This window comes from Actinosynnema sp. NPDC037264, from assembly GCF_055603705.1.
In genome coordinates, this window is record NZ_JBVJVK010000022.1 from 44,633 (window position 1) to 67,857 (window position 23,225).

A 23,225-nucleotide genomic window follows, 5' to 3' on the forward strand; every position below is an offset into this window, starting at 1 on the left:
GAGGTTGCCGTGATCCACGAGGTCGACGAGGGGATCCGCCGGCTGCTCCAGGCCGGCGGGGTGCCCGGCGGCGGTGGCGAGCTCGCGTTCGAGGCGCCGACCACCGACTGGACGGCACGGCGCAACGCGCCGACCGTCAACGTGTTCCTCTACGACATCCGCGAGGACGAGAGCCGGCGCAGCGCGGGCGACCTGGAGGTGTTCGAGGGCGGCGAGCTGGTCGGGCACCGCAGGCCGCCCCGCTGGTTCCGGCTGTCCTACCTGGTGACGGCGTGGACGAACCGGCCGCAGGACGAGCACCGGCTGCTGTCGGGGGCGTTGGTGTGCCTGGCGGGCCACAGCAGGCTGGCGTCGGAGTGGCTGACCGGGTCGCTGGCCGAGCTCGACCTGAGCGTGCTGCTGGAGTCGGGCGGCCCGGTGTCGGAGGGCCGGGCGGCGACGGACGTGTGGTCGGCGCTCGGCGGGCGGCTCAAACCGGCCGTCAACCTGGTCGTGACCGCGCCGGTGGCCGGTGTCGTGACCCCGCTCGCCCCGCCGGCCGCCGGCGGCCTGGTCCTGGTCGGCGGCCCCGAGGAGGACGCCCGCAGGCTGCGTTACGACGACGTCGCCGGCGACGGCGGTTTCGCGCCCGCTCGTGCCCGACCCGCCGACCGGCGGCGACGCGGCGGCCCGATCCGATGACGACGACGGCCCGCTCACCCGCGCGGACCGCCGTGACGCCCGGCAGCTATCGACAGGGTGGTGCGAACCGATGACCGTGACGACACCGACGGCGACGACGTCCGAGGCGCGGGACCTGGCCTACCTGTGGGCGAGGCTGGGCGCGGTCGAGTGGCGGGTGCGCCGGGCGGTCGCCCTGCGGCTGGCCGACGACCCCTCGCCGGACGACCCGCACCGCGGCCTCTACCTGACCGCCGACGCGGTCCGGCGCATCCTCGACGGGCAGCCCGAACCGCTGCCACCACCGGAGGCAGCCCCGGACCTCGACGTGCTCGCCGCGCTGGTGCCCGAGCCGGGCCCCCGGCTGCTGACCCTCGCGCGGCGGTTCGACCTCGAACCGGTGGACGTCGAGTTCCTGCTGGTGGCCCTGGCGCCGGACGTGGACGCCCGGTTCGAACGCCTCTACGGCTACCTCAACGACGACCTCACCCGCCGCCGGGCGACCGTGGGGCTGGCGCTCGAACTGTGCGGGCTGCCCGCGGCCGGCGCGGGGCGGTTCCGGTTCGCCGCGTCCGCGCCGCTGGTCGCGGCCGGCCTGGTCGAGGTGCGCGACGACGCGCTGCCCGCGTTGTCCCGGTCCTTGCGCGTGCCCGACCGGGTGGTCGCCCACCTGCTCGGCGACGACGAGCCCGACCCGGCGATCGGCGGCACGGCCCGCCTGGCGCCCGCGGGCGTCGACCCGGAGCCGTCGGCCGAACGGCTCGCCGCCGGGCTGCCCGCCGGCATCCGGTCGGTCCACCTGCGCGACACCGACGGCGACGCGGGCCGGCTCGCGGTGGACGCCCTGGCCGCGGCCGGTCGTGACGCCGTGGTGCTGGACGTCACGGCGTTGGTCGACCGGCCGCACCCGCCGCTCGCGGAGGTCGTCCGGGAGGCCCGGTTGCGCGGCGCGGGACTGGTGCTCGGCCCGCTGGAACCGCTGCTGCCCGAACGCGCCCGGCTGATCCGCGACCTCACCGCGCTGGCCGGCGACGTGCCGCTGTTCCTGCACAGCCGGCGGCACTGGGACCCGCGCTGGACGCCGCACCCGGTGGTGTCGGTGCCCGTGCCGCCGCCGACTGCGGACCGGCGGGCGCGGCGGTGGGCGCGGGCGCTGGCCGACGTCACCGGCACGGCGGCCGATCCCGCGCTCGTCGCCGACCTGGCCGGGTACCGGCTGGGCGCCGACGAGGTGGACCGCGCGGTCACCGTCGCCGCACGTCTGGCGCTGCTGGAGGACCGACCCGTCGACCTGGGGCACGTCCGGGCCGGGGTGCGGGCCCAGAACGGCGCCGGGTTGGAGCGGTTGGCCAGGCGGATCACCCCCGGCGTCGACTGGGACGACCTGGTCCTGCCGGCGCCGACCCGGCGGCAGCTGGAGGAGCTGGTGCTGCGCGCCCGGCACCGGGAACGGGTCCTCGGCCAGTGGCGCATGCGGCCCGGCGGCGGCCGTGGCCGCGGGGTGGTGGCGTTGTTCGCGGGCGAGTCGGGCACGGGCAAGACGATGTCGGCCGAGGTCGTGGCCGGCGCGGTCGGCATGGACCTCTACGTGGTCGACCTGTCGTCGGTGGTGGACAAGTACGTCGGCGAGACGGAGAAGAACCTGGAACGGATCTTCACCGAGGCCGCGGGCGTGCACGGCGTGCTGCTGTTCGACGAGGCGGACGCCGTGTTCGGGAAGCGCTCGGAGGTCAAGGACGCTCACGACAAGCACGCCAACATGGAGTCGGCGTACCTGTTGCAGCGGATGGAGTCCTTCGACGGCATCGCGGTGCTCACCACCAACCTGCGGTCCAACTTGGACGAGGCGTTCACCCGGCGGATCGACGTGATCGCCGACTTCCCGGTGCCCGACTCGACGCAGCGGCTCGCGCTGTGGGACCGCTGCCTCGGCTCGCGGCTGCCCCGGGCGGACGACCTCGACCTGGCGTTCTGCGCCGAGCGGTTCGAGCTGGCCGGCGGGTCGATCCGGGCGTGCGCGGTGACCGCCGCCTACCTGGCCGCCGCCGCCGAGCGGCCGGTGCGGATGACCGACGTGCTGGCCGCCGTGCGGCAGGAGTACCGCAAGCTCGGCAGGCTCGTGCTGCCCGGCGAGTTCGGCCCGTGGGCGGAGACCGACCAGCTCTGACGACCCGTGTGCCGACGAGCGCCCGCCCCGCCGCGGGCGCTCCTCGGCGTGCCCGGACCACGGCCGGCCGGCCGCACCGGCGCAACGGTCCGGCCGGCGTGCGGAACAGCGCGTCCTCAGGAGGCAGCGGCGGGAGCCGGACCGCCGATTGCCTGTTGGTGCAGCGGGAGTGCCCTCGACCGGGGCCCGCCGGTCCTGCCGCCGCACGCGTGCGCGGGCGACGCTTGTGGTGCCAGAGCGGAAGAGCAGACAAGGAGCGACCATGCCGCAGTACCTCTCGCCCGGCGTGTACGTGGAGGAGGTCCAGACCGGTGCCCGCCCGATCGAGGGAGTCGGCACCGCGGTGGCCGCCTTCGTCGGCTTCGCCGAACAGGGCCCCTTCCACCAGCCGACCCTGGTCACCAACTGGAACCAGTACGTGCGCGACTTCGGCGGCTTCACCGAGGACGCCTACCTCCCGCACGCCGTCTACGGCTACTTCGCCAACGGCGGTGGCGCGGCGTACGTGGTGCGGGTGGGCGGTCCGGCGGGCAACGGCGAGGACGTGCCCGCCGCGCCGGTGCCCGTGACGCTGGGCGGGCTGCGGATCTCCGCCCTGCCCGCCGCCGGCCCGGACGTCTCCGTCGAGGTCTCCGACGCCGACGGCGAGAACCCGCCGGAGGACCGCTTCAAGCTGCTGGTCCGCCAGGGCGACAAGGTCGTGGAGACCTTCGACGTGTCGACCCGCAGGAACCTCAAGAACTACGTGGTGACGCAGGTCGCCGAGCGGTCGAAGCTGATCGAGGTGACCGAGCAGTCCGGCACGGCGCTGACCAGGCCGGACAAGCAGTCGGTCCCGCTGCCCGCCGCGAAGGCGGCCGGGCCCGTGACGCTCGACGCGCAGGAGTACGTCGGCGACGCCGCGGCGCGCACCGGGTTCGGCGGCCTGGAGAACATCGACGAGGTCACCATGGTCGCGGTGCCCGACCTGATGAGCGCCTACCGGCGCGGCCTGATCGACCTGGAGGGCGTGCAGACCGTGCAGGCGGCGGTCGTCTCGCACTGCGAGCAGATGGGCGACCGGGTCGCGGTGCTGGACGCCCCGCCCGGGATGTCGCCGCAGCGCGTGCACAAGTGGCGGATGGAGGAGGCGAACCACGACTCCCGCTACGCCACCGTGTACTACCCGTGGATCAAGGTCTTCGACCCGGCGAGCGGCCGCAACGCGTTCGTGCCGCCGTCCGGCCACGTCGCCGGCGTGTGGGCGCGCAGCGACGCCGAGCGCGGCGTGCACAAGGCGCCGGCCAACGAGGTCATCCGCGGCGCGGTCGACCTGGAGGTGTCGCTCAGCAAGGGTGAGCAGGACCTGCTGAACCCGGTCGGCGTGAACTGCGTGCGCACGTTCCCCGGCCGCGGCATCCGCATCTGGGGCGCCCGCACGCTGTCGTCCGACCCGGCGTGGCGCTACCTGAACGTGCGGCGGCTGTTCAACTTCTTGGAGGAGTCCATCCTCCTGGGCACGCAGTGGGTGGTGTTCGAGCCCAACGACGACCGGCTGTGGGCCGGCATCCGCCGCAACATCACCGCGTTCCTCACCGAGCAGTGGCGTCAGGGCGCGCTGTTCGGCCGCACGCCGGACGAGGCGTTCTACGTCAAGTGCGACCGCGACAACAACCCGCCGGAGTCGGTCGACCTCGGCCAGGTGGTGTGCGAGATCGGCGTGGCGCCGGTCAAGCCCGCCGAGTTCGTGGTCTTCCGCCTCGCCCAGTTCTCCGACAACACCAGCCTCGTCAGCGAATAGCCCGCGGATCCCCGAAAGGCAGCACCAGTCATGGCAGACGGCGACGCACTCTCCACCCACATCTTCGGCCTCCAGCTCGGCGCGTACATGGTCGAGTCCTTGCAGGAGGTCAGCGGGGTGACGATCGAGGAGGACGTGGTCGAGATCTCGCAGGTGACCCCGCAGGGCAAGCCGTTGCTGCGCAAGCAGCCCGGCGCCCGCAAGGGCGGCGAGATCACGGTCACCAGGGGGATGGACAAGAGCAAGGAGTTCACCAAGTGGCTCAAGGAGACGGTGAACAAGGGTGACGTCGAGACGGCGCGCCAGAACATCACCATCGAGATCATGAACAGCAAGGGCGAGACCGAGCGGCGGCTGAACCTGGTCAACGGGTGGGTCAGCCGCTGGGAGGGGCCGTCGCTCAAGGCGGGCGAGTCCAGCGCCGCGTTGGAGAAGGTGACCATCACCTTCGAGGACATCACCCTGGAGGACTGATGAGGCGTCGGGTGATCGGGCTCGACTCGCTGGACGAGCTGGCGGAGCCCGCTGAGGTGGCACAGCCCGCCGTGGCGCGGGAACCGGCGCTGCGCACCGAGTTCGAGTTCGAGCTGCCGCGCGGTTACGTGGACGCCGACGGCGTGGTGCACCGCAACGGCCGGATGCGGCTGGCGACGGCCCGTGACGAGCTGCGCCCGCAGATCGACCTGCGGGTCAAGGAGAACCCGGGTTACCTCAGCGTGCTGCTGCTCAGCATGGTGATCACCGAGCTGGGCGCGGTGGACGAGGTGAACGTCGGCGTGGTGGAGCGGATGTACGCCACGGACATCGCGTTCCTCCAGGACTTCTACCGGCGGATCAACAGCGAGGGGCACACCCGCGCCGGGGTGACGTGCCCGTCGTGCGGCAGCGGGTTCGAGGTCGACCTGGCCGGTGGTCGCCTGGGGGAATCGTGACGTACGCGGCCGACCGGCTGCACGAGGAGGTCGCGTACGTGGCCTACCACTTCCACTGGGAACGAGACCGGATCCTCGACCTGGAGCACCACGAGCGCAGGCGTTGGGTCCGCGAGATCGCGCGCATCAACACCAGGGTGAACGAAGGGGGGTGACGTGATGGGCTTCTGGGACAGGTTCCGCCGCAAGGCCGTAGCGCCTACGCCGGCTGCGGCTCCCGCTGCGGCTGCGGCTCCGGCTCCTGGGTCCGATTCGGACGGTGGCTGGCGCGCGACCCGACCGATGGAGGGGGTGATCCAGCGCAAGGGCATCGCGGTGGGTGACGGACTGCGGTTCCGGAGCGGCCTGGCGGCTTGGCAGGACCACACGTTCAGCGGCGACCTCGGCCACGCGGTCCTGCCAGGCGCTCCGGTCGGTGTGATGCACGGCCTGGCCCGGCCCACCGGCGCACCCGGCGGCTACGCGGGGACGGACCACCTCACCGTCGCCCTGCCCGACAACCCTGCTGCGCAAGAATCCCCATCCCCGACCGACAGCTCCAGCACCACCGGCACGATCACCACCCCGACCACCAGCCCTACCGCCCCGGTCGGCAAAGTCGGACAGGTCGGCAAGGTCGCCCCAGTCGGCAAGGTCGCACAGGTCGGCCAGCCCGACCAGAAGCCAACGGTGGCACAGCGGTCGCCGGCCACCTCGAAGCCGGCCGTCACGCAGCGGCGGACGGCCACTCCAAACCCAGCCACTCCAACCAACCCAGGCGCTCGGGTCACCCCAGCTACTCGGCCCGCCCCGGTCGCTCCGGTTGCTCGGCCCGCCCCGGTCGACCCGGTTGCTCGGCCCGCCCCGGTTGCTCGGCCCGCCCCGGTTGCTCGGGTCGCCCCGGTCACCCCGGTCGCCCCGGTCGCCCCGGTCGCCCCGGTCGCCCCGGTCGCCCCGGAGCCGATGATCGCGCAGCGATCACCAGCCACCACCCCGATTTCCCCCGCCACCCCTGCCCCAACCTCCCGCCCCGCCGACCAGGTCGCCCCCACCGCGGCCGCCGCCCAACCGGCCCTCGATCCAACAGCCGCGCAGCCGCCAACCACCCCGCTCACCTCGGCCACCCCGGTCGCCTCCGCCACCCCGCGCGCCTCCGCCATCCCGGTCGCGCCCATCCTCCCGGTGGCGCAGAAGCCGACAATCGCGCAGCGATCACCGGCCACACCAGTCGTCTCGGCCACACCAGTCGCCCCAGCCACTCCGGCCGCCCCAGTCAGCCAAGCAGTCCAGACAGACCGAGCCGGCCAAGTCGCACCGGAGCCGACGAGCGCGCCGCGATCACCAGCCGGCCCGGTCTCCCTGCACCCGGTCGGCACCCCACTGACCGTGGCACGTCGGGACGTCACGCCACTGCGGCCCATCCCGATCGCCCGAACGACGAACAAACCGGCGGTGCAGCGCCGGGCCGTTCCCGATGCGGCACCGACCCGGACCGGGCCGACCGCCACCGCCACCGCCACCGCAACCCCGGCCGCCGAGCCGACACCCACCCCGCCGACCGAACAGGCGCCGCTGGTCGGTCAAGCCGTGCAACGCGCCGAATCGCTACCGCAGCCCGGACCGCGACCCACGGCTGAGCCACCGATCGCACCGCCGGAACCGGGCGAACCCGCCGCTCCGGTGTGGCGCAGGTCAACCACGTCACCGGCGGACGCACCGACCGCCGCCACGCCCGCGCCACAGCGTGCGTCGCGGACTACGGCGATCCTGGGCGAACCGCTCGACCGCCTCCCCGCCGATGCCGTAGTCCAGCGCAAGCCGGAACCCGGACCGACGCCCGACAAACCACCGGCGCCCTCCCAAGGCAAACCAAGAACCGGACCGGTCCTGGGCGAGCCACTGGCGCGGATTCCCGCCAACGCCGTCCTACCGCACGACACCGCCGCCAAGCCGACCCACGAACCAGCGCGAACCGGCGAGATGGTGCAGCGCCGAGCAACACCACCCACCACGACCACCCCGCACCGGCCAATCGCCGACACCCCGAACCGCGAGACCGCCGGCAACCTGGACCGCCGACCTGCCGGCAAGCCCTCGGACCGCCAAGCCGACCGCACCGCCCCGGCCAGGCCACCGAGATCCCCCGACCAGGCACCCCTGCCGGTCGTGCCGCTGACCCGCCCGACCGTGCAGCACCACCACCTCACCACCACACCCCTGCTCCCAGCCCGGCGGCCGCTGATCTCCCCCACCACCACCGACCTCCCGCCGAGCACCGCGAACCTGCCCCGAGCGGTCCCACTCCGGTGGACCTCCGGGGGTTCGGCGGCACGCCGGCCCTCGGGCAGCGGGAGCACCGGGCCCGACGTCCAACGCGCGCAGGCCAAGGGGGACGCGCGTAGGCACCCGGACCCGGTGCTGCCCGGTGCGAGACCCGCCAGAACCGGCCGGCCGGCCGTGGTCCGCCCGACGCCACCCGCCGACCCGACCGACACCGCGCACCAAGGGATCACCCACCCACCCGTCACCGCACCAAAGCCACCGACACCACCGGCACCACAGACACCGCCGAAACCGGTCCAACCGGCGCCGGCGATCCGCGTCACCACGAAACCCGCGCCCGTCCAACGCGTCGCCGAAGGCACCACGACCCCGAAGCCCACCGCCGAACCGACGGGACCGGCCCACCCCGACCTCGACGACCTGGCCCGCCGCCTGCTCGAACCGGTCGGCAGGCTCCTGCGCGCCGAGCTGCGCCACGGCCGCGAGCGCGCGGGCCTGCTGCACGACCGCCGCCGCTGACCACACCCCGGGCCGACCAACCAGGAGGTACCGATGTCCGACACCCTCTTCGCCACCAGCGTCTTCTTCCGGCTCTCCATAGCGGGCAACGACCTCGGCGCCTTCCACACCTGCGACGGCATGGGCGCGCAGATGGAGGTGGAGCAGTTCGCCGAGGGCGGCAACAACGGCTTCGCCTGGCAGCTGCCCACCCGCATCACGTGGTCCAACATCACCATGACCCGTCCGGTCACGGCGGACACCGCCAAGGTCGTCAAGTGGCTCAACGAGGTCATCAAGAAGGTCGAGCGCAAGGACGGCGAGATCGTCGCCCTCACCCCGGACGGCAGCCGGATCGCGGGCTGGCAGGTGCAGGGCATCGTCCCGGTCCGCTGGCAGGGCCCGTCGTTCGACCCGTCGAGCTCCCAGGCCGCGGTGGAGACGTTGGAGTTCGCCCACGAAGGCATCGACGCGTCCTGAGACGAGGCTGACATGGCAGGCAAACCGGGAGCGAGCCTCACCCGCGCCCAGCTCGTGATCATGGAGCCGCCCGCGCAGGCCGGCGCGAAGCCGGGCGCCAAGCTGGCCACGGTGAAGTTCCAGTTCAACCCGAACACGTTGGCGCTGAGCAAGAACACCGAGTGGCGCCGCAACCCGTCCCGCCTGGCGGACGAGACGTCGATGCCGGAGTTCGTCGGCAGCGGACCGCGCAACCTGTCGGTCGACGTGCTCCTCGACGCCACCGCCACGCACGACAACTCCGTGGAGACCAGGGTGGAGCAGCTGCTCACCGCCTGCGTGCCGACCAAGAAGAGCCTGGCGACGAAGAAGCCCGCGAGCCCGTGGGTCCGCTTCGAGTGGGGCACGTCCAAGACCACGTCGTTCGACGGCGTGCTGTCGAACCTGTCGGTGGACTACTCGCTGTTCGACGTCGACGGCCGGCCGCTGCGCGCGAAGTGCTCGCTGTCGATCGAGGAGGCGGGCAGCGACACCCCGGGCCAGAACCCGACGTCCGGCTCGCGCGAGGCCCGCCGCACGCACCGCGTCGTGGCCGGCGACAGCCTGCCGCAGCTCGCCTGGCGCGAGTACGGCGACGCCACCGCCTGGCGGGTCATCGCCGAGGCCAACGACATCGACGACCCGATGCTGCTCGTGCCGGGCGCGGAACTGCTGGTGCCCGCGATGGAGGAGGCCCGATGACACCGCCCGCCGGCAAGTCGTTCCGCTCGTTCGCCGCCGACCCGATCGTGACGGCGGCCTCGCTGTCGAGCACGTGGGACAAGCGGCTGGTCAGCTGCGTGGTCGACGAGAACGTCGGCCTGCCCGACCTCGCCGTCCTGACCTACCGCGACGGCAACCACGAGCTGCTGACCGCCAGCAAGATCAAGATCGGCACCCCGTTGACGGTGTCCGTGGTGGCGGTCGAGAGCAAGGCCCGGGTGCAGCTGTTCGGCGGCGAGGTCACCGGGCTGGAGACGGACGGCGACTCGACCGGCTCGTTCACCGTCATCCGCGCCATGAGCAAGGCGCACCGGCTGTTCCGGGGTCGTCGGGTGGAGGCGTTCCACAACGTCCCGGCCGCCACCGTGGTGCGCCAGGTCGCCCGCAACGCCGGGCTCACCGTCGGCCGCGTCGAGCTCTCCCCCGTCAGGTACACGCAGCTCAGCCAGGCGAACGTGTCGGACTGGGAGTTCCTCCAGCAGCTCGCCCGCGAGCACGGCGTGACCGTCCAGGTGGACGACAAGGGCACGTTGGAGCTGCTCAAGCCCAAGCCCGCGTCCACCGCGCCCGCGTTCACCGCCACCAGCCCGTTGGTGCTCCGGCACGGCGACCTGCTGGCCCTGCGCGCGTCGCTGACCGGCTCCGACCAGGTGGAGAGGGTCGAGGTGCGCTCCTGGGACGTGGCCACGAAGAAGGCGTTCGTGGCGGTCGAGCCGGCCACCCGGAGCAAGACCGTCCTGCCCGGCTTCGGCGAGTCCGTGGCCGGCAAGAGGACCACCACGCTCGTGGCCGACACGCCCTACAGCACGCAGGCCGAGACGGACACCGCGGCACGGTCGCTCGCCGAGTCGATCAGCGCCGGGTACGCGGAGATCGAGGCGGTCGCCAAGGGCCATCCGCACCTGCGCGCGGGCGTGCCGATCACGTTGGCCGACGTGGGGCCGGCGTTCAGGGGGCACTACACGGCGACGTCGGTGCGGCACGTGCTGGAGCCCGAGCACGGCTACCGCAGCATCGTCACGGTGAGCAGCTCGCCGGACCGGTCGCTGGCCGGGTTGGCGCTGGGCGGCAACGCGCCCGGCCGCTCGCCGCGGATGCCGGGCCTGGCCACCGGGATCGTCACGGACATCAAGGAGGTCGGCCGCGACCAGCGGGGCTGGGTGCGGCTGAAGTTCCCCTGGCTGGACGACAACTACGTCACCGACTGGGTCCGCACCGTGCAGTGGGGCGGTGTCCGCGGCGGCGGCGTGTTCAGCCCCGAGGTCAACGACGAGGTGCTGGTCGGCTTCGAGCAGGGCAGCCTGGACCGCCCGTACGTGCTCGGCGGGCTCTACAACGGCGTCGACCAGCCCTCGCCGCACGACGTGCCGCTGGTGGACCGCACGAGCGGCCGGGTGAACCGGCGGTCGCTGGTGTCCCGCACGGGCAACCGGCTGGAACTGCTGGACGGCCTCACCGCCGCCGGCGTCCGCCTCCAGACCGGTGACAAGCGGCTGGACATCACGCTGGACGAGAAGACCGGGAGCATCGACATCCGGGTGAGCACGCCGCGGGGTCGCCGGGTGCTCGGCTCGATCAGCCTGGACGCGCGCGGGATCACCGTCGACGCCGGGCTCGGCGACCTGGTGCTCAAGGGCAAGACGGTGTCCGTCGAGGCGACCACCTCGGTGTCCGTCAGCGGCGCCGACGCCTCCGTCGAAGGCCGGGCCCAGGCCGTGCTCAAGGGCGCGATCGTCCGGATCAACTGACCCGAAGGAGATCACCATGTTCCCCGCCGCCCGACTGGGTGACAAGACGTCGCACGGCGGCGCCGTCGGCACCCCGCCGCCCGCGGTGGCCGCCAAGGTGGCCACCGTCCTGATCGAGGGCAAGCCCGCCGCCGTGGGCGGCAGCCTGCACGTGTGCGTCATCCCCAAGGACGCCGTCCTGGGGCCCGCGAACATCGTCAAGCCCCGCGTCGGCGGCCAGGTGCTCATCGGCGGGGTCGTCGCCGCACGGGTCGGCGACAGCACCACCTGCCAGGCGAACGTCCTCACCGGCGCGCCGACCGTGCTCATCGGGGGCAGGTGATGAGCGAGAGCTTCATCGGGCGCGGCTGGGGTTTCCCGCTGCGGACCGGGCCGACCGGCGGCATCGGGATGGTCGAGCGCGAGCAGGAGATCACCGAGGCCATCCGGCTCGTGCTCGGCACGGCGCCGGGCGAGCGGCCGATGCGCCCGGAGTTCGGCTGCGGCATCCACGAGCACGTGTTCGCCTCGGCCGACGGCGCCACGGCGGGCCACGTCGCCCGCGAGGTGCGCGCCGCGCTGGACCGCTGGGAACCGCGCATCGAGGTCGACGACGTGGTGGTCGCGTTCGACGCCGTCGAGGTCGGCACGCTCTACATCGACGTGCGCTACACCATCCGGTCCACCAACGACCGGCGCAACCTGGTCTTCCCCTTCTACACCATCCCGGCCGAGGGGGGCGTGGAGTGATGGCGCTGCCCGCACCGAACCTGGACGACCGGCGCTTCCAGCAGCTCGTGGACGAGGCCAAGCGGTACGTCCAGCAGAGCTGTCCGGAGTGGACGGACCACAACGTGTCCGACCCCGGCGTCACCCTCATCGAGACCTTCGCGCAGATGGTCGACCAGCTCGTCTACCGGCTCAACCGGGTGCCCGAGCGCAACCACCTGGCGTTCCTGGACCTGCTCGGCGTCACGCTGTTCCCGCCGACCGCCGCGCGCGCCGACGTCACGTTCTGGCTGTCCGCGCCGCAGCCGCAGCCCGTCGTGCTGCCCGTCGGCACCGAGGTCGCCACGGCGCGCTCGGAGAGCTCCGAGGCGGTCGTGTTCGCCACCACCGACGAGCTGACCGTGGTGCCGTGCTCGGTCCGGCGGCTGGTGACCAGGGCGGCGTCGGGTGAGCACACCGACCGGACCAAGGACCTGGAGGCGGGCCGGGACGTGCGGTGCTTCCAGGCCACGCCGACGCCCGGCGACGCGACGCTGTTCGGGCTGTCGGCCGCCGTGCCGCGCTGCGTGGTGGTGCTGCGGCTGGACAGCCGGGTCGAGGGCATCGGCGTCGACCCGCGGCAGCCGCCCCTGGTGTGGGAGGCGTGGACCGGGCAGGACTGGCAGCCGTGCGAGGTCGACGAGGACAGCACCGGCGGCCTGAACCGGCCCGGCGAGGTCGTGCTGCACGTGCCCGCCGGGCACACCGAGTCCGCGGTGGCGGGCCACCGCGCGGGCTGGCTGCGCTGCCGCGTCACCGAACCGGTGCGGGAGCAGCCGTTCTACTCGGAGTCGCCGACCGTGCGCGAGGCCGAGGCGTTCACCATCGGCGGCACCACCGCGGCCGAGCACGCCGAGACGGAGACCGACGTGCTGCTGGGCGAGACGGCGGGCGTGCCGGGGCAGCGGTTCACCGCGCCGCGCTCGCCCGTGCTGCTGGACGGCGACCCGGTGGTGGTGCGGGTGTCGTCGGGCGACGGCTGGCAGGACTGGACCGTGGTGGACCACTTCGGCGAGTCGACGCCGCAGGACCGGCACGTGGTGCTGGACGCCGTGCGCGGCGAGTTCCACTTCCCGCCGGCGGTCCGCGAGGCGGACGGGACGTTGCGCCGCTACGGCGCCGTGCCGCCCAAGGGCTCGGTGGTGCAGGTGCCCCGCTACCGCACGGGTGGCGGACGGGCGGGCAACGTGGCGCGCGGCGCGATCTCGGCGCTGCGCAGCTCGGTGCCGTACGTGGCGGCGGTGGAGAACCGCGAGGCCGCCCGCGGCGGCGTCGACGGCGAGACCGTGGCGGAGGCGAAGGTGCGCGCGCCGCACCAGCTCCGGGTGCAGGAACGCGCGGTGACGGCCGCCGACCACGAGCACATCGCCAAGCTGGCCGCGCCGTCGCTGGCCAGGGTGCGGTGCCTGCCCGACGGTCCGGGCGCGGCCCGGGTGCTGGTGGTGCCCGACGCGGTGGCCGACCAGGGCGACCGGCTGCGGTTCGAGCAGCTGGTGCCGACCGAGGACGTGGTGTCGGCGGTGGCGCGGCGGTTGGACGAACGGCGGCTGCTCGGCACCCGGCTGGTCGTGGAACCGCCGCGCTACCAGGGCGTCACGGTGGTCGCGCGCGTGGTGGCGCCGGCCACCGAGGGCAACGGGGTGCGCGAGGACGCGCTGGACGCGCTCTACCGCTACCTCAACCCGCTGCGCGGCGGCACGGAGGGCGCCGGGTGGGAGTTCGGCCGGCCGGTGCAGTACGGCGAGGTCTTCGCGGTGCTCCAAGGCGTCGGCGGGGTGCGGCTGGTGGAGGAGATCAGGCTGTTCCCGGCCGATCCGATCACCGGGGCGCGTGGCGCGCCGGTGGACCGGGTCGAGGTCGCGCCGAACGCGCTGGTGTTCTCCTACCAGCACCAGATCGTGGTGGTGGGGTCGTGAGCCGCGCCGCGCTGCCGGAACTGCCCAGCCGGTACCCGCTGGGCGGGATGCTGCCCTCGCTGTACGCGGCCGACGACTTCGCCCAGCGGTTCACCTCGGGCTTGGACGCCGTGCTGTCGGCGATCCTGTCGACCCTCGACAACCTGGCGGAGCACTTCGACCCGGACCTCGCGCCCGCGGACTTCGTGACGTGGCTGTCGTCCTGGGTCGCGGCGGACCTCGACCCGGCGTGGCCGGAGCCGCTGCGCCGGGAGGTGGTGCGCCGCGCCGTCGAGCTGCACCGCCTGCGCGGCACCGCACGTGGCCTCGTGGCGCGGTTGGAGCTGTGCCTCGGCGTGCGGGCGGAGGTGGTCGACGGCCCCGGCGCGACGTGGTCCACCACGCCCGACACCGCCCTGCCCCGCCCGTCGGACGTCGTGCTGGTGCGGGTGCGGCCCGGCCGGTCCGGCGCGGTCGACCGGGACCGGGTGGTGGCGCTGGTCGAGGCGGTGTGCCCGCTGCACGTGACCTGCGCCGTCGAAGTGCCGAGCGGGAACGGGGACTGACATGCGTCTGTGCACGCAGTGCGGCGCGCCCGTGCGCGACGCGGACGACTTCTGCGGCAACTGCGGCACCTACCTGGGCTGGGCCGCCGAACCGCAGGTGCCGCAGGCGCCGCAGGACGAGGCCGAGGAGCGGCCCGGGCCGGTGCTGCCGGGTCGGCCGGAGGCGCGACGACCGCTGCCCAGCGCGGTGGACGACGAGGTGGTCGTCGGGCCGCCGTGCCCGGCGTGCGGGGTCGCGAACCCGCCGGGACGCCGGTTCTGCCGCCGGTGCGCCACGCCGTTGCGCCCCGGCGTGACCGAACCGCGGCGGCAGGCCCGACGGCGGTGGCGGTGGCACGGCGACACCTCTCGGTGGCTGCGCCGGCTCGTCGCGTTCGCCGCGGGCGCGGTGCTGCTCCTGGCCGTGATCGCGTTCTACCCGACGGCGTCGGCGCTGATCGAGGACGTGCGCGACAAGACCTCCACCCCCGTCGCGATCGGGCCGACCAGCACCACCGCCACCGCCGAGGTGCCCGGTCACCCCGCGGCGGCGGCCGTGGACGGCCTGTCGAACCGGTACTGGGGCGCGACGGCCGTGGGCGACGCGGTGGAGTTCGGCTTCGCGACCCCGTACCGGCTGCTGTCGGTGGTCGTGCACACGGGCGCCGGCGTGGAGGAGCGCGCGTTCACCGGGCAGGCGAGGGTCTCCGCGATGGACATGGTGGTCATCACGGCGGACGGGTCCAGCCGCACCGTGCCGCTGCCGTTGGCCGACCGGGTGGGTCCGCAGCGCGTCGACACGGCGGTGAGCGGCGTGGTGCGGGTCCGGCTGGTGGTGCGGGCGGCGGCTGGTCAGGCGCAGGGGCGGCACATCGCGTTGGGCGAGGTGGAGTTCTTCCGCCGGCCTTGAGTGTCCATTGCAGACTTCAGGAAGGAGCGACACGTGGACGTGGTAGTGGTCACCGGATCGGCGGGCCTGGTCGGTGGTGAGGCCGTGCGGGCGCTCGCGTCGAGGTTCGACCTGGTCGTGGGGGTGGACAACGGGATGCGGCGGCGCCTGTTCGGCCCGGCCGGCTCCGTCGCGGACAACCTGGCCGACGTCGAGCGCATCCCGAACTACCGGCACCACCAGGTGGACGTGCGCGACGCAAGCGCGCTCGGCACGTTGTTCGGCGAGTATGGGACGGACGTGCGGCTGGTCGTGCACACGGCCGGGCAGCCGAGCGACGTGTGGGCGGCCGACCGGCCCCTGGCGGATCTGGAGGTCAACGCGGTCGGCACGATGACCGTGCTGGAGGCCGTGCGGCGGCACTGCCCCTCGGCGGTGGTCGTGCTGACGTCCACCACGAAGGTGTACGGCGACCTGTCGGACTCCCTGCCGCTGGTGGAGACCGACACGAGGTGGGAGATCGACCCGGCGCACCCCTACCACGAGCACGGCGTCGACGAGTCGATCCGGCTGGGCGGGAACCGGACGTTCGCCGGGGTGTCGAACCTGGCCGCCGACCTCGCCGCGCAGTCGTACGCGGCCCTGCTGGGGCTGCGGGTCGGGGTGTTCCGGTGCGGCAGCGTGGCCGGGGCCAGGCAGGCGGGGGTGGAGCAGAGCGGCTTCCTGTCGCACCTGGTGCGCAGCGCCGTGCGCGGTGCGACGTTCCCGGTGATCGGGCACGGCGGCAAGCAGGTGCGCGACGTGCTGGACGCGCGTGACCTGGTGGAGATGTTCTGGCACTTCTACCTGGACCCCCGTCCCGGCGAGGTCTACCACGCGGGTGGCGGGCGGGAGCGGAGCACGTCGATCCTGGAGCTGATCGCCCGGTACGAGTACCTGACCGGGCAGGAGGTGCGGTTCGAGTACGTGCCCGAGCACCGGTTCGCGGACGTGCGTTGCTGGATCACCGATACCCGCAAGTTCCGCCGCGACTACCCGGGCTGGCAGCCGGCGCACGACCTGGCCGACGTCCTGCGGTCCGTGCACGAGCACTGGGTCGAGGTCGACGAGCTGGGGCTGAGCGGCTCGCCGGTCACCTCTTGACTCGCCTCTCGCCACCTCGCGCCTCTTGACCGGCGGCCTTCCCCGGTGTTGAGTTCGGAGCGCGTCTCTTCACGTCGTCCGGACATCATCCAGCGGCCGTGAAGAATCCTTTTAGACGGGCTTGAGACCGCGTGAAGCCTCGGCTCGCAGACTCGGTGGTGCAATCCGAGACTGCGGGAGGCAGCGGTGGAGCGAATCCGGGTCGTGGTCCAAGCGGCGGATCACCTGAGCATGACGGGCCTGATCACCTACCTCGGTTCGAGGCCCGACTTGGAACTGCTGGAGGGCGCCGTCCACGCGAAGCCGGACGTCGTCGTCATGGCGGTCGACCGGCTGGGGGTCGAGGTGGTGGCGCGGTTGCGCCGGGCCGCCGCGCACGTCGGCGCGCCGGTGGTGCTGATCGTCGACGAGGTCGGTGAGTCCGACGTGCTCACGGCCGTGGAGTGCCGGATCGTGGCAATCCTGCCGCGGGCCACGGTGACCGACCAGCTGGTGCTGCGCAGCGTCCTGACCGCGGCGGCGGGTGGTGGCGCGATGCCGCCGAACATGGTGGCGGAGCTGCTGCGGCACGTGCAGCGGTTGCAGCGGCAGGTGCTGGAGCCGGAAGGGGGGCGTGACCGGCTCTCGGCGCGGGAGACGGACGTGCTGCGGTTGATGGCCGACGGGTTGGACACGGCCGAGATCGCGGGCCGGCTGTCGTACTCGGAGCGGACCATCAAGAACGTGTTCTACGGCATCACCACCCGGCTCAACCTGCGCAACCGGCCGCACGCGGTCGCTTACGCCCTTCGGAAGGGGATGATTTGAGATGTCGGAGGCTCAGCCCGCGGTGAGGAAGGACGTGACGAGGAAGGACCCGGCCGCGCTTCGGCACGTGGTCGACCTGGCGCTGCGGGGCATCCGGGCCAAGTCCCGCACCCCCCACCCGGTCCGCCCGCATGGCGAGGCCAGGTGGGTGATGTCGTCGGACGGCGTCATCAACGCTCCCTCACATGACGAGACCACTACCACCGAGACCCCGGATCCCTAACCCATCCCGCTTGGTTCCGAGATCACCCAAAAGTGGCACAGGCGTCGGGGATGAATGGAAACGGTAAATTTGTTGCCGGGAAAAGAAGGTGTGGCGCGACGGCCCGAAACGATCTGCCCAGCCCACCGCCGCGCATCCTCAGCCCAACCCCACGACCGACCGACCCTCACCCAACGCCCCACCAGCCCTCAACGCCGACCCACCAGCACCCAACGCCCCCCAGCCCTCGCCCATCACTCCTCGCCGCGACCCACCGGCCCCCGCCCACCGGCCCACACCCAACGACGCACACTTAGCCATCGCCGCACTGCCCAACAACCCGCCGGACCTTGATCGACGATCCGCCAACCTCGCCCGACGACCCGCCAACCCCGCCCGACGACCTGCCGGCCACGCCCTGCGCCTTGCCGCGAACGCTGCCCTGCGAGGCCCTGCGAGGGGTCTGTCAAACGAGCGGTGTAACTCGGGTTGAAGAGGGTTACTTGCGTCCGGCGGCCAGGCGGCCGTCGAAGGCGATCTCGAAGGCGTTGAGGGCGGGCTTCCAGCGGATCATCCAGCGTTTGCGGCCGGTGCCGGTCGGGTCCAGGCTCATCACCGCGAGGTAGACGCACTTGAGCGCGGGGTGGATTCAACCGGTCAACGCAACACTAGGTCGGTCGTGCCGTGCTGAGAGTAGCCTGTCGAATGCCTCGGTCGGGGTTCGCCAACCGAGCCGTTTGCGTGGCCTGGCGTTGAGTTGTGCCGCGACGAGCTCGAGGTAGTCGCGGTGGTAGCCGGACAGGTCCGTGCTCTTGGGAAAGTACTGCCGCAGCAACCCGTTCGTGTTCTCGTTGGTCGCCCGCTGCCAGGGCGAGTGGGGATCGCAGAAGTAGATGTCGAGTCGGGTGGCCTCGGCGATGGCCGTGTGGTTGGCCATCTCCTGCCCCTGGTCCCAGGTCAGAGTGCGGCGCAGGAACGGCGGCAGCCGGTTCATCGCCTCGATCGTCGCTTCCCCGACCGGAAGGGCGCCGTGGCTGTCCGGCAAGTGCAACAGCACCACGAAGCCGGTGGAGCGCTCCACGAGCGTGCCGATCGCCGACTTGTTTTCCTTGCCCGTGATCAGATCCCCCTCCCAATGCCCCGCGACCACGCGGTCCAGGACCTCCGACGGCCGCAACGCGATGTTGACCATGCCCGCCAGGCGCCCACGCCGCTCGGTGGTGCGTCGGGTCCGGCGCAGAGCCCGCCCGGTGCGCAACGTCTTCACCAGCTCCCGGTGCAGACCACCGCGACCCTGCACGTAAAGGCTGCGGTAGACGGTCTCGTGACACACACGCATGCCCGGATCGTCGGGGAACAGCAGCGGCAGGCGCCGACTGATCTGCTCGGGGCTGTCCTTGGCCCGCAACCGATCCTGCACATGCTCACGCAGCCGGTCGTCCACCGCCAGCAGCCTCGCCTTCGGCCGCCGGGCACGCTGATCGGCCACCGCCTGGGCCACCGAGGCCCGGTACCCGGACTTCCGACGGACGGTCCCGCGAGCCAGCTCCCGGCTCACCGTGGACGGCGATCGCCCCAGCACCCGCGCGATCGCCCGCACTCCCTCGCCCGCGGCCCGGCGGCAGCTGATCTCCTCCCGCTCCCGGAACGACAGACGACGCGCACAGGACAAAGTCAGGCCTGCGGGGAAGGGCTCGGGCATCACGCCGCCAACGTGCCGGAACCACTCCCACGCCACCGTGATCGACACGCCGACCGATGCCGCCGCCTCCGCCACGACCATCCCCGACCGGACCGCGGCCCAGAACTCCCGCCGAACCGCGACCGGAATCGCCGGTCGACCTCCAACACCCACGCAACACCTCGCTTATCAGCGGTGTTGCGTTGACCGGTTGAATCCACCCGGCCTGCTCGTGGGGGAAATGGCCTCGGGCCTTGACCGCGCGGCGGATGCGGGCGTTGACGGACTCGATGGCGTTGGTCGAGCAGATCACCCGCCGGATCTCGATGTCGAAGGCCAGGAACGGCACGAACTCGGCCCAGGCGTCGTCCCAGAGCCGGACGATCGCCGGATAGCGGACGCCCCAGGCGTCGGCGAACTCGGCGAACCGCTCGCGCGCCGCGGCCTCGGTCGGGGCGGTGTAGACCGGCTTGAGGGCCTTGGCGATGGCGTCCCAGTGCTGACGGCCGGCGTAGCGGAAGCTGTTGCGCAGCAGGTGCACGATGCAGGTCTGCACGACCGTGCGCGGCCAGACGGTGGTGACCGCGTCGGGCAGGCCGGTCAGCCCGTCGCAGACCAGCATGAGCACATCGGCCACGCCGCGGTTGCGCAGCTCGGTGAGCACCTGCAGCCAGTACTTCGCGCCCTCGCCACCGTCCCCGGCCCACAGGCCGAGAATGTCGCGGTGGCCCTCGGTGGTCACCGCCATCGCCATGTAGATCGGCCGATTGGCCACCTGCCCGTCGCGGATCTTGACGTGGATCGCGTCGATGAACACCACCGGATAGACCGGGTCCAGGGGCCGGTTCTGCCACTCGACCATGCCCTCGACCACCTTGTCGGTGATCGTGGAGATCGTCTGGCGCGACATGTCGGCGCCGTAGACCTCGGCCAGGTGCGCGGAGATCTCCCCGGTGGTCAGCCCTTTGGCGGACAGCGAGATGACCATCTCGTCCACGCCGGTCAGGCGCTTCTGCCGCTTGGCCACGATCCGCGGCTCGAACTCGGCGTTGCGGTCACGCGGTACGTCGATCTCCACCGGCCCGACATCGGTGAGCACGGTCTTCGAGCGGACGCCGTTGCGCGAGTTCCCGGTCCCACGACCGGCCGGGTCGTGCTTGTCGTAGCCCAGGTGGTCGGTGATCTCGCCTTCCAGCGCCGACTCCAGCAGCCGCTTGGTCAACTGCTGGAGCACCCCGCCCTCACCGGTGAGCTTCAGGCCACCGACGCGGGCCCGGCTGACCAGCTGGTCGACCAACTGCTCGTCCAGGCCCTCCAGGGCGGTCTCGGGCCTGGCGTCCTCGGCGTTCTCCACGCCGGACATCATCTCGGTCATCAGGTGCGCATCCTTGATCAGGAGTTACACCGCTCGTTTTACAGTCCCGATCTCGCCGACTGAGGTGATCTCACCGACTTTCAGGTGAGCCGGTCGTGAAGGTGAGACGGTCGTGCAGGTGACTCGGTCGTGTTCGAAGCGTGTGAGGCGAGTGCTGCTCTGACGACGTCGCCGATCTTGCTGGGGCTGGTGGTGACGTGTTGAAGGGCGCGCCAGCGTCCGATGAGGACGGGCGGAGCCGCGTTCGCCCCGGCAGCGCAGGCCGCGTACCAGGGCGTCGCGCGTGCGGGTGCGGGTGCGGGTGTCGATGTCGAGGACTTGGTTGCCGGGGGTTGTTGACCAGGGTGTGCACGCCGATTCTGGCGGCGTCGTGGCCTGGATCAGCCAGGGTGGGCAGGTCGAGCTGGGCAGGTCGAGCTGGGAGTAGGCCCAGTACGAGGTTCCCAGGACTTGTGTGCGGGCGGCGGTGAGATCGTGCGCGATCCGGGCGCGACATCGTTGGCCCACAACGGTATGGCCAGTTGGCGGTATGCCGGTCGGCGCGGACAGGGGTTGCACGTTGCGCCGTGGGCGTGGGCCTTGCCGGAGGACCGCAGATCGATCTGGTCGCCCTTCACGCCGGCTGTCTTCTCCGGACACCGGTCGGCGTAGAAGGCCTTGCCGCACCCGGCACCCGGCACCCGGCACCCGGCACCCGGCACCCGGCACCCGGCACCCGGCACCGGAATGTTTCGCGCTAGCGGAACCACGTCAACGCGAGCAGGGCCTGCTTCCCACAGCTCAGCGCTCAACTGTTGCGTCGAGTGCCACGCTCCCGCCGCTCCGCGGCCGACAGCCGCGACACGCTGGTCACCAGGTCGTGGGGAACGTCGAGATGGCGGGATAGGCGATCACGTGGAGCCGTCTGGGCGGATGGAGCCGAGATCACCTCAGGGCTTCAAAGCCTTTGACGGTCATGAACTGTGGCGATTACTGGGTGGTTGTGGCGGAGACTACTGCAGAGGACGGGTTACGTGGGCGAAGATCCGCTCTTCTTCCTCCAGGATCTCCTGCAGTTTTTGTTTCCAGTTCGGAGACTCGATGTCGAAGCGCACTTGCGGCATGCCCACCTTCGGGGCCCAGCTGACTCCGACCGTGTGCGTGCCATCGACATAGTGCAGGGGGAGATCATTCTCGATGTCCCTGCGGAGCAACTTGTCGAAGGGCAAGAGGCAGCCAGGAAGCAGGATGAATTCCAGAGCACTGGCAGGCATGGAGCGACTTGCCCGAACTTCGTGCGAACCCTCCTTGGGGCGATCAAGCCCCATTTCCTTGAACGCTTGCTGAACCTCTGGGTCTTCCGCACGACTGGTCGACCCGCCAAAAATGGCCGAGTTGGACGCCCGCTCTGCCAGCGCCTTGGCCGCATGTGGCCCTTTTCCGCGCAATTTCATGACCTCCAGGTACACTGCGTTCTGCATCCTGGGTTGATCTGCAACCTCGTTCCACTCACGCTCGGACATCCCCAGCCCGTTTTTGATGGCATTCACATACTCCCCTTTTTTGAAAGATTTAGGATCCATCCACGCCTCGAGAACCTGCTTACCATTTTCTTCCACATATTTTTCCATCCTGACGCTCATCGCCTGGTGCTCGAGCAGGCCCGCCACCTGTTCAGCACTGTTCTCCGGACCGGTCTCGGATTGACTGAGGCTGATCTTGCTCGCAACGGTCGCGTTGTCCGGGTCGATTGATTGCTGCGCTTGAATACCGCTCTGCTCCCGGTCTTTTTTCGTGAGGATGCCGTTATTCGCTACGGAGATGATCGCCTTCGCCAGCTTGACCCGCTCGCCCAAACTCTTTCGGACCCGGTTCACCGCCTCCGGTGTTCCCTGGACCATGCTGTGAGCAACATGATCGTCGATGAGCGACTGGGCCGCGGCGACCTCCCATTCATCCCCCGACGCGATGCCCAACTTCTCGAGAACTTCCGCAGTATCGGTCAGCCTTCCCTCCGAGCCGTCAACCGTCCGCTGCACCGCGCCCTCCGATGCGGCTGCGCTCCGATTCACCGGAGGTCGCACGATGCCCGAGGCCACGGCTTCGGCCTCCCGCTCGAACTTGTCGCCCGGGTCGCTGACCCGCAACCCGTCGCCGCGGTCGGTCCCGGCTACGGGTCCCTGACGTTGTTGGATGACGTGGGTGAGCTCGTGCGCCAGCGTGTGGGTGTCGGCGCCACCCTCACCGATGACCACGTGGTTGCCGGAGGTGTAGGCGCGGGCGCCGATCTCGGCTGCGGACCGTTGGGCGGCGGTGTCGACGTGCAGGCGCACGTCGGAGAAGTCCGCGTCGAGGCGGGCTTCCATCTCGGTGCGCGTGTTGTCGTCGAGGGGGCGGCCCGGGGATCGGAGGACGTCGGGCACGGCCGAGCGCTGCACGGGCTGGTCGTCCCCGTGGGAATGCGGTTGTTGCTGCTGGGACTCGACGAGGCGGGCTACGGCGGCGTTGCCGATCGTGCGCTGCAGGTGCAGGGTCGACTGCGAGGTCAGGGGTATCGCCGGTTGCGCCGGCGTCTGCGCTCGATCGGCAGCCCGCGTGGGCGCCTGCCGTGACTGCGATCGACCTGTGCCGGCCGCTTCCTGGTCCTGCGCGCGCATGAGCCCTCGATTCCTGGCGGTTGAGGCGATGTGACGG

20 protein-coding genes and 2 pseudogenes are annotated in these 23,225 nt (G+C 71.8%); 18 read left to right on the forward strand and 4 right to left on the reverse strand.

The window, feature by feature from the left end; translation table 11 throughout:
• Positions 1-9 precede the first annotated feature (9 nt).
• From ACZ7GX_RS23850 to ACZ7GX_RS23935, 18 genes are all read left to right on the forward strand, one after another.
• Positions 10-681 carry a Pvc16 family protein gene (locus ACZ7GX_RS23850; protein WP_498779622.1) on the forward strand — a complete coding sequence of 224 codons (672 nt, stop codon included), beginning with the start codon at positions 10-12 and terminating at the stop codon, positions 679-681.
• A gap of 70 nt (positions 682-751) precedes the next feature.
• A complete protein-coding gene (locus ACZ7GX_RS23855; protein ID WP_498779624.1) occupies positions 752-2,827 on the forward strand; it encodes an AAA family ATPase in 2,076 nt (691 codons plus the stop codon).
• Positions 2,828-3,089: 262 nt separating this feature from the next.
• On the forward strand, positions 3,090-4,607 hold the full coding sequence (locus ACZ7GX_RS23860) for a phage tail sheath family protein (RefSeq protein ID WP_498779626.1): 1,518 nt from the start codon (positions 3,090-3,092) through the stop codon (positions 4,605-4,607).
• Between the two features lie 30 nt (positions 4,608-4,637).
• Positions 4,638-5,081, forward strand: coding sequence for a phage tail protein (locus ACZ7GX_RS23865; RefSeq protein WP_053717825.1), 444 nt, complete (start codon positions 4,638-4,640; stop codon positions 5,079-5,081).
• Positions 5,081-5,539 carry a hypothetical protein gene (locus ACZ7GX_RS23870; RefSeq protein ID WP_498779628.1) on the forward strand — a complete coding sequence of 153 codons (459 nt, stop codon included), beginning with the start codon at positions 5,081-5,083 and terminating at the stop codon, positions 5,537-5,539. The genes ACZ7GX_RS23865 and ACZ7GX_RS23870 overlap by 1 nt, the downstream gene beginning before the upstream one ends.
• Positions 5,536-5,694: a DUF6760 family protein gene (locus tag ACZ7GX_RS23875; RefSeq protein WP_230568861.1), complete on the forward strand. Its 159-nt coding sequence runs from the start codon at positions 5,536-5,538 to the stop codon at positions 5,692-5,694. The genes ACZ7GX_RS23870 and ACZ7GX_RS23875 overlap by 4 nt, the downstream gene beginning before the upstream one ends.
• 1,990 nt (positions 5,695-7,684) lie before the next feature.
• Entirely contained in the window at positions 7,685-8,320 is a 636-nt protein-coding gene (locus ACZ7GX_RS23880; RefSeq protein ID WP_498779630.1) for a hypothetical protein, read from the forward strand.
• A gap of 33 nt (positions 8,321-8,353) precedes the next feature.
• Positions 8,354-8,779, forward strand: coding sequence for a phage tail protein (locus ACZ7GX_RS23885; RefSeq protein ID WP_498779631.1), 426 nt, complete (start codon positions 8,354-8,356; stop codon positions 8,777-8,779).
• Between the two features lie 12 nt (positions 8,780-8,791).
• Positions 8,792-9,499, forward strand: coding sequence for a CIS tube protein (locus ACZ7GX_RS23890; protein WP_498779633.1), 708 nt, complete (start codon positions 8,792-8,794; stop codon positions 9,497-9,499).
• Positions 9,496-11,268 (forward strand): VgrG-related protein, encoded by a 1,773-nt coding sequence (locus ACZ7GX_RS23895; RefSeq protein WP_498779634.1) that lies wholly within the window; start codon positions 9,496-9,498, stop codon positions 11,266-11,268. The genes ACZ7GX_RS23890 and ACZ7GX_RS23895 overlap by 4 nt, the downstream gene beginning before the upstream one ends.
• Before the next feature lie 16 nt (positions 11,269-11,284).
• Positions 11,285-11,590, forward strand: a complete 306-nt coding sequence (locus ACZ7GX_RS23900) for a PAAR domain-containing protein (RefSeq protein ID WP_498779636.1) — start codon at positions 11,285-11,287, stop codon at positions 11,588-11,590.
• Positions 11,590-11,997 carry a GPW/gp25 family protein gene (locus ACZ7GX_RS23905; protein ID WP_498779637.1) on the forward strand — a complete coding sequence of 136 codons (408 nt, stop codon included), beginning with the start codon at positions 11,590-11,592 and terminating at the stop codon, positions 11,995-11,997. The genes ACZ7GX_RS23900 and ACZ7GX_RS23905 overlap by 1 nt, the downstream gene beginning before the upstream one ends.
• Positions 11,997-13,931, forward strand: a complete 1,935-nt coding sequence (locus ACZ7GX_RS23910) for a putative baseplate assembly protein (RefSeq protein ID WP_498779639.1) — start codon at positions 11,997-11,999, stop codon at positions 13,929-13,931. The genes ACZ7GX_RS23905 and ACZ7GX_RS23910 overlap by 1 nt, the downstream gene beginning before the upstream one ends.
• Positions 13,928-14,476 carry a phage tail protein gene (locus tag ACZ7GX_RS23915; protein ID WP_498779640.1) on the forward strand — a complete coding sequence of 183 codons (549 nt, stop codon included), beginning with the start codon at positions 13,928-13,930 and terminating at the stop codon, positions 14,474-14,476. The genes ACZ7GX_RS23910 and ACZ7GX_RS23915 overlap by 4 nt, the downstream gene beginning before the upstream one ends.
• 1 nt (position 14,477) lies before the next feature.
• Positions 14,478-15,365: a zinc ribbon domain-containing protein gene (locus ACZ7GX_RS23920; protein WP_498779642.1), complete on the forward strand. Its 888-nt coding sequence runs from the start codon at positions 14,478-14,480 to the stop codon at positions 15,363-15,365.
• Between the two features lie 33 nt (positions 15,366-15,398).
• Positions 15,399-16,487, forward strand: coding sequence for an NAD-dependent epimerase/dehydratase family protein (locus tag ACZ7GX_RS23925; protein WP_498779643.1), 1,089 nt, complete (start codon positions 15,399-15,401; stop codon positions 16,485-16,487).
• Between the two features lie 186 nt (positions 16,488-16,673).
• Positions 16,674-17,294, forward strand: coding sequence for a helix-turn-helix transcriptional regulator (locus ACZ7GX_RS23930; RefSeq protein WP_498779645.1), 621 nt, complete (start codon positions 16,674-16,676; stop codon positions 17,292-17,294).
• 34 nt (positions 17,295-17,328) lie between these two features.
• A complete protein-coding gene (locus ACZ7GX_RS23935) occupies positions 17,329-17,517 on the forward strand; it encodes a hypothetical protein (RefSeq protein WP_498779646.1) in 189 nt (62 codons plus the stop codon).
• Between the two features lie 478 nt (positions 17,518-17,995).
• On the opposite strand, the pseudogene ACZ7GX_RS23940 reads toward ACZ7GX_RS23935, so the two are convergent.
• The 4 genes and pseudogenes from ACZ7GX_RS23940 to ACZ7GX_RS23955 form a co-directional block, all read right to left on the reverse strand.
• Positions 17,996-18,136: pseudogene (locus ACZ7GX_RS23940) on the reverse strand (IS256 family transposase); the annotation flags it as partial.
• 9 nt (positions 18,137-18,145) lie between these two features.
• Entirely contained in the window at positions 18,146-19,351 is a 1,206-nt protein-coding gene (locus ACZ7GX_RS23945) for an IS30 family transposase (RefSeq protein ID WP_498779648.1), read from the reverse strand.
• Between the two features lie 49 nt (positions 19,352-19,400).
• Positions 19,401-20,540 (reverse strand): annotated as a pseudogene (locus ACZ7GX_RS23950) (IS256 family transposase); the annotation flags it as partial.
• Between the two features lie 1,004 nt (positions 20,541-21,544).
• Complete coding sequence (locus ACZ7GX_RS23955) at positions 21,545-23,188, reverse strand: eCIS core domain-containing protein (RefSeq protein ID WP_498779649.1); 1,644 nt, start codon at positions 23,186-23,188, stop codon at positions 21,545-21,547.
• Between the last annotated feature and the right edge of the window lie 37 nt (positions 23,189-23,225).

Excerpts from the sequence above, each read along its gene's own strand:
- ACZ7GX_RS23910 (WP_498779639.1), top strand. The coding sequence starts at position 11,997 with ATGGCGCTGCCCGCACCGAACCTGGACGACCGGCGCTTCCAGCAGCTC.
- ACZ7GX_RS23860 (WP_498779626.1), top strand. The coding sequence starts at position 3,090 with ATGCCGCAGTACCTCTCGCCCGGCGTGTACGTGGAGGAGGTCCAGACC.
- ACZ7GX_RS23865 (WP_053717825.1), top strand. The coding sequence starts at position 4,638 with ATGGCAGACGGCGACGCACTCTCCACCCACATCTTCGGCCTCCAGCTC.
- ACZ7GX_RS23885 (WP_498779631.1), top strand. The coding sequence starts at position 8,354 with ATGTCCGACACCCTCTTCGCCACCAGCGTCTTCTTCCGGCTCTCCATA.
- ACZ7GX_RS23920 (WP_498779642.1), top strand. The coding sequence starts at position 14,478 with ATGCGTCTGTGCACGCAGTGCGGCGCGCCCGTGCGCGACGCGGACGAC.
- ACZ7GX_RS23890 (WP_498779633.1), top strand. The coding sequence starts at position 8,792 with ATGGCAGGCAAACCGGGAGCGAGCCTCACCCGCGCCCAGCTCGTGATC.
- ACZ7GX_RS23955 (WP_498779649.1), bottom strand. The coding sequence starts at position 23,188 with ATGCGCGCGCAGGACCAGGAAGCGGCCGGCACAGGTCGATCGCAGTCA.
- ACZ7GX_RS23895 (WP_498779634.1), top strand. The coding sequence starts at position 9,496 with ATGACACCGCCCGCCGGCAAGTCGTTCCGCTCGTTCGCCGCCGACCCG.
- ACZ7GX_RS23905 (WP_498779637.1), top strand. The coding sequence starts at position 11,590 with ATGAGCGAGAGCTTCATCGGGCGCGGCTGGGGTTTCCCGCTGCGGACC.
- ACZ7GX_RS23900 (WP_498779636.1), top strand. The coding sequence starts at position 11,285 with ATGTTCCCCGCCGCCCGACTGGGTGACAAGACGTCGCACGGCGGCGCC.
- ACZ7GX_RS23855 (WP_498779624.1), top strand. The coding sequence starts at position 752 with ATGACCGTGACGACACCGACGGCGACGACGTCCGAGGCGCGGGACCTG.
- ACZ7GX_RS23870 (WP_498779628.1), top strand. The coding sequence starts at position 5,081 with ATGAGGCGTCGGGTGATCGGGCTCGACTCGCTGGACGAGCTGGCGGAG.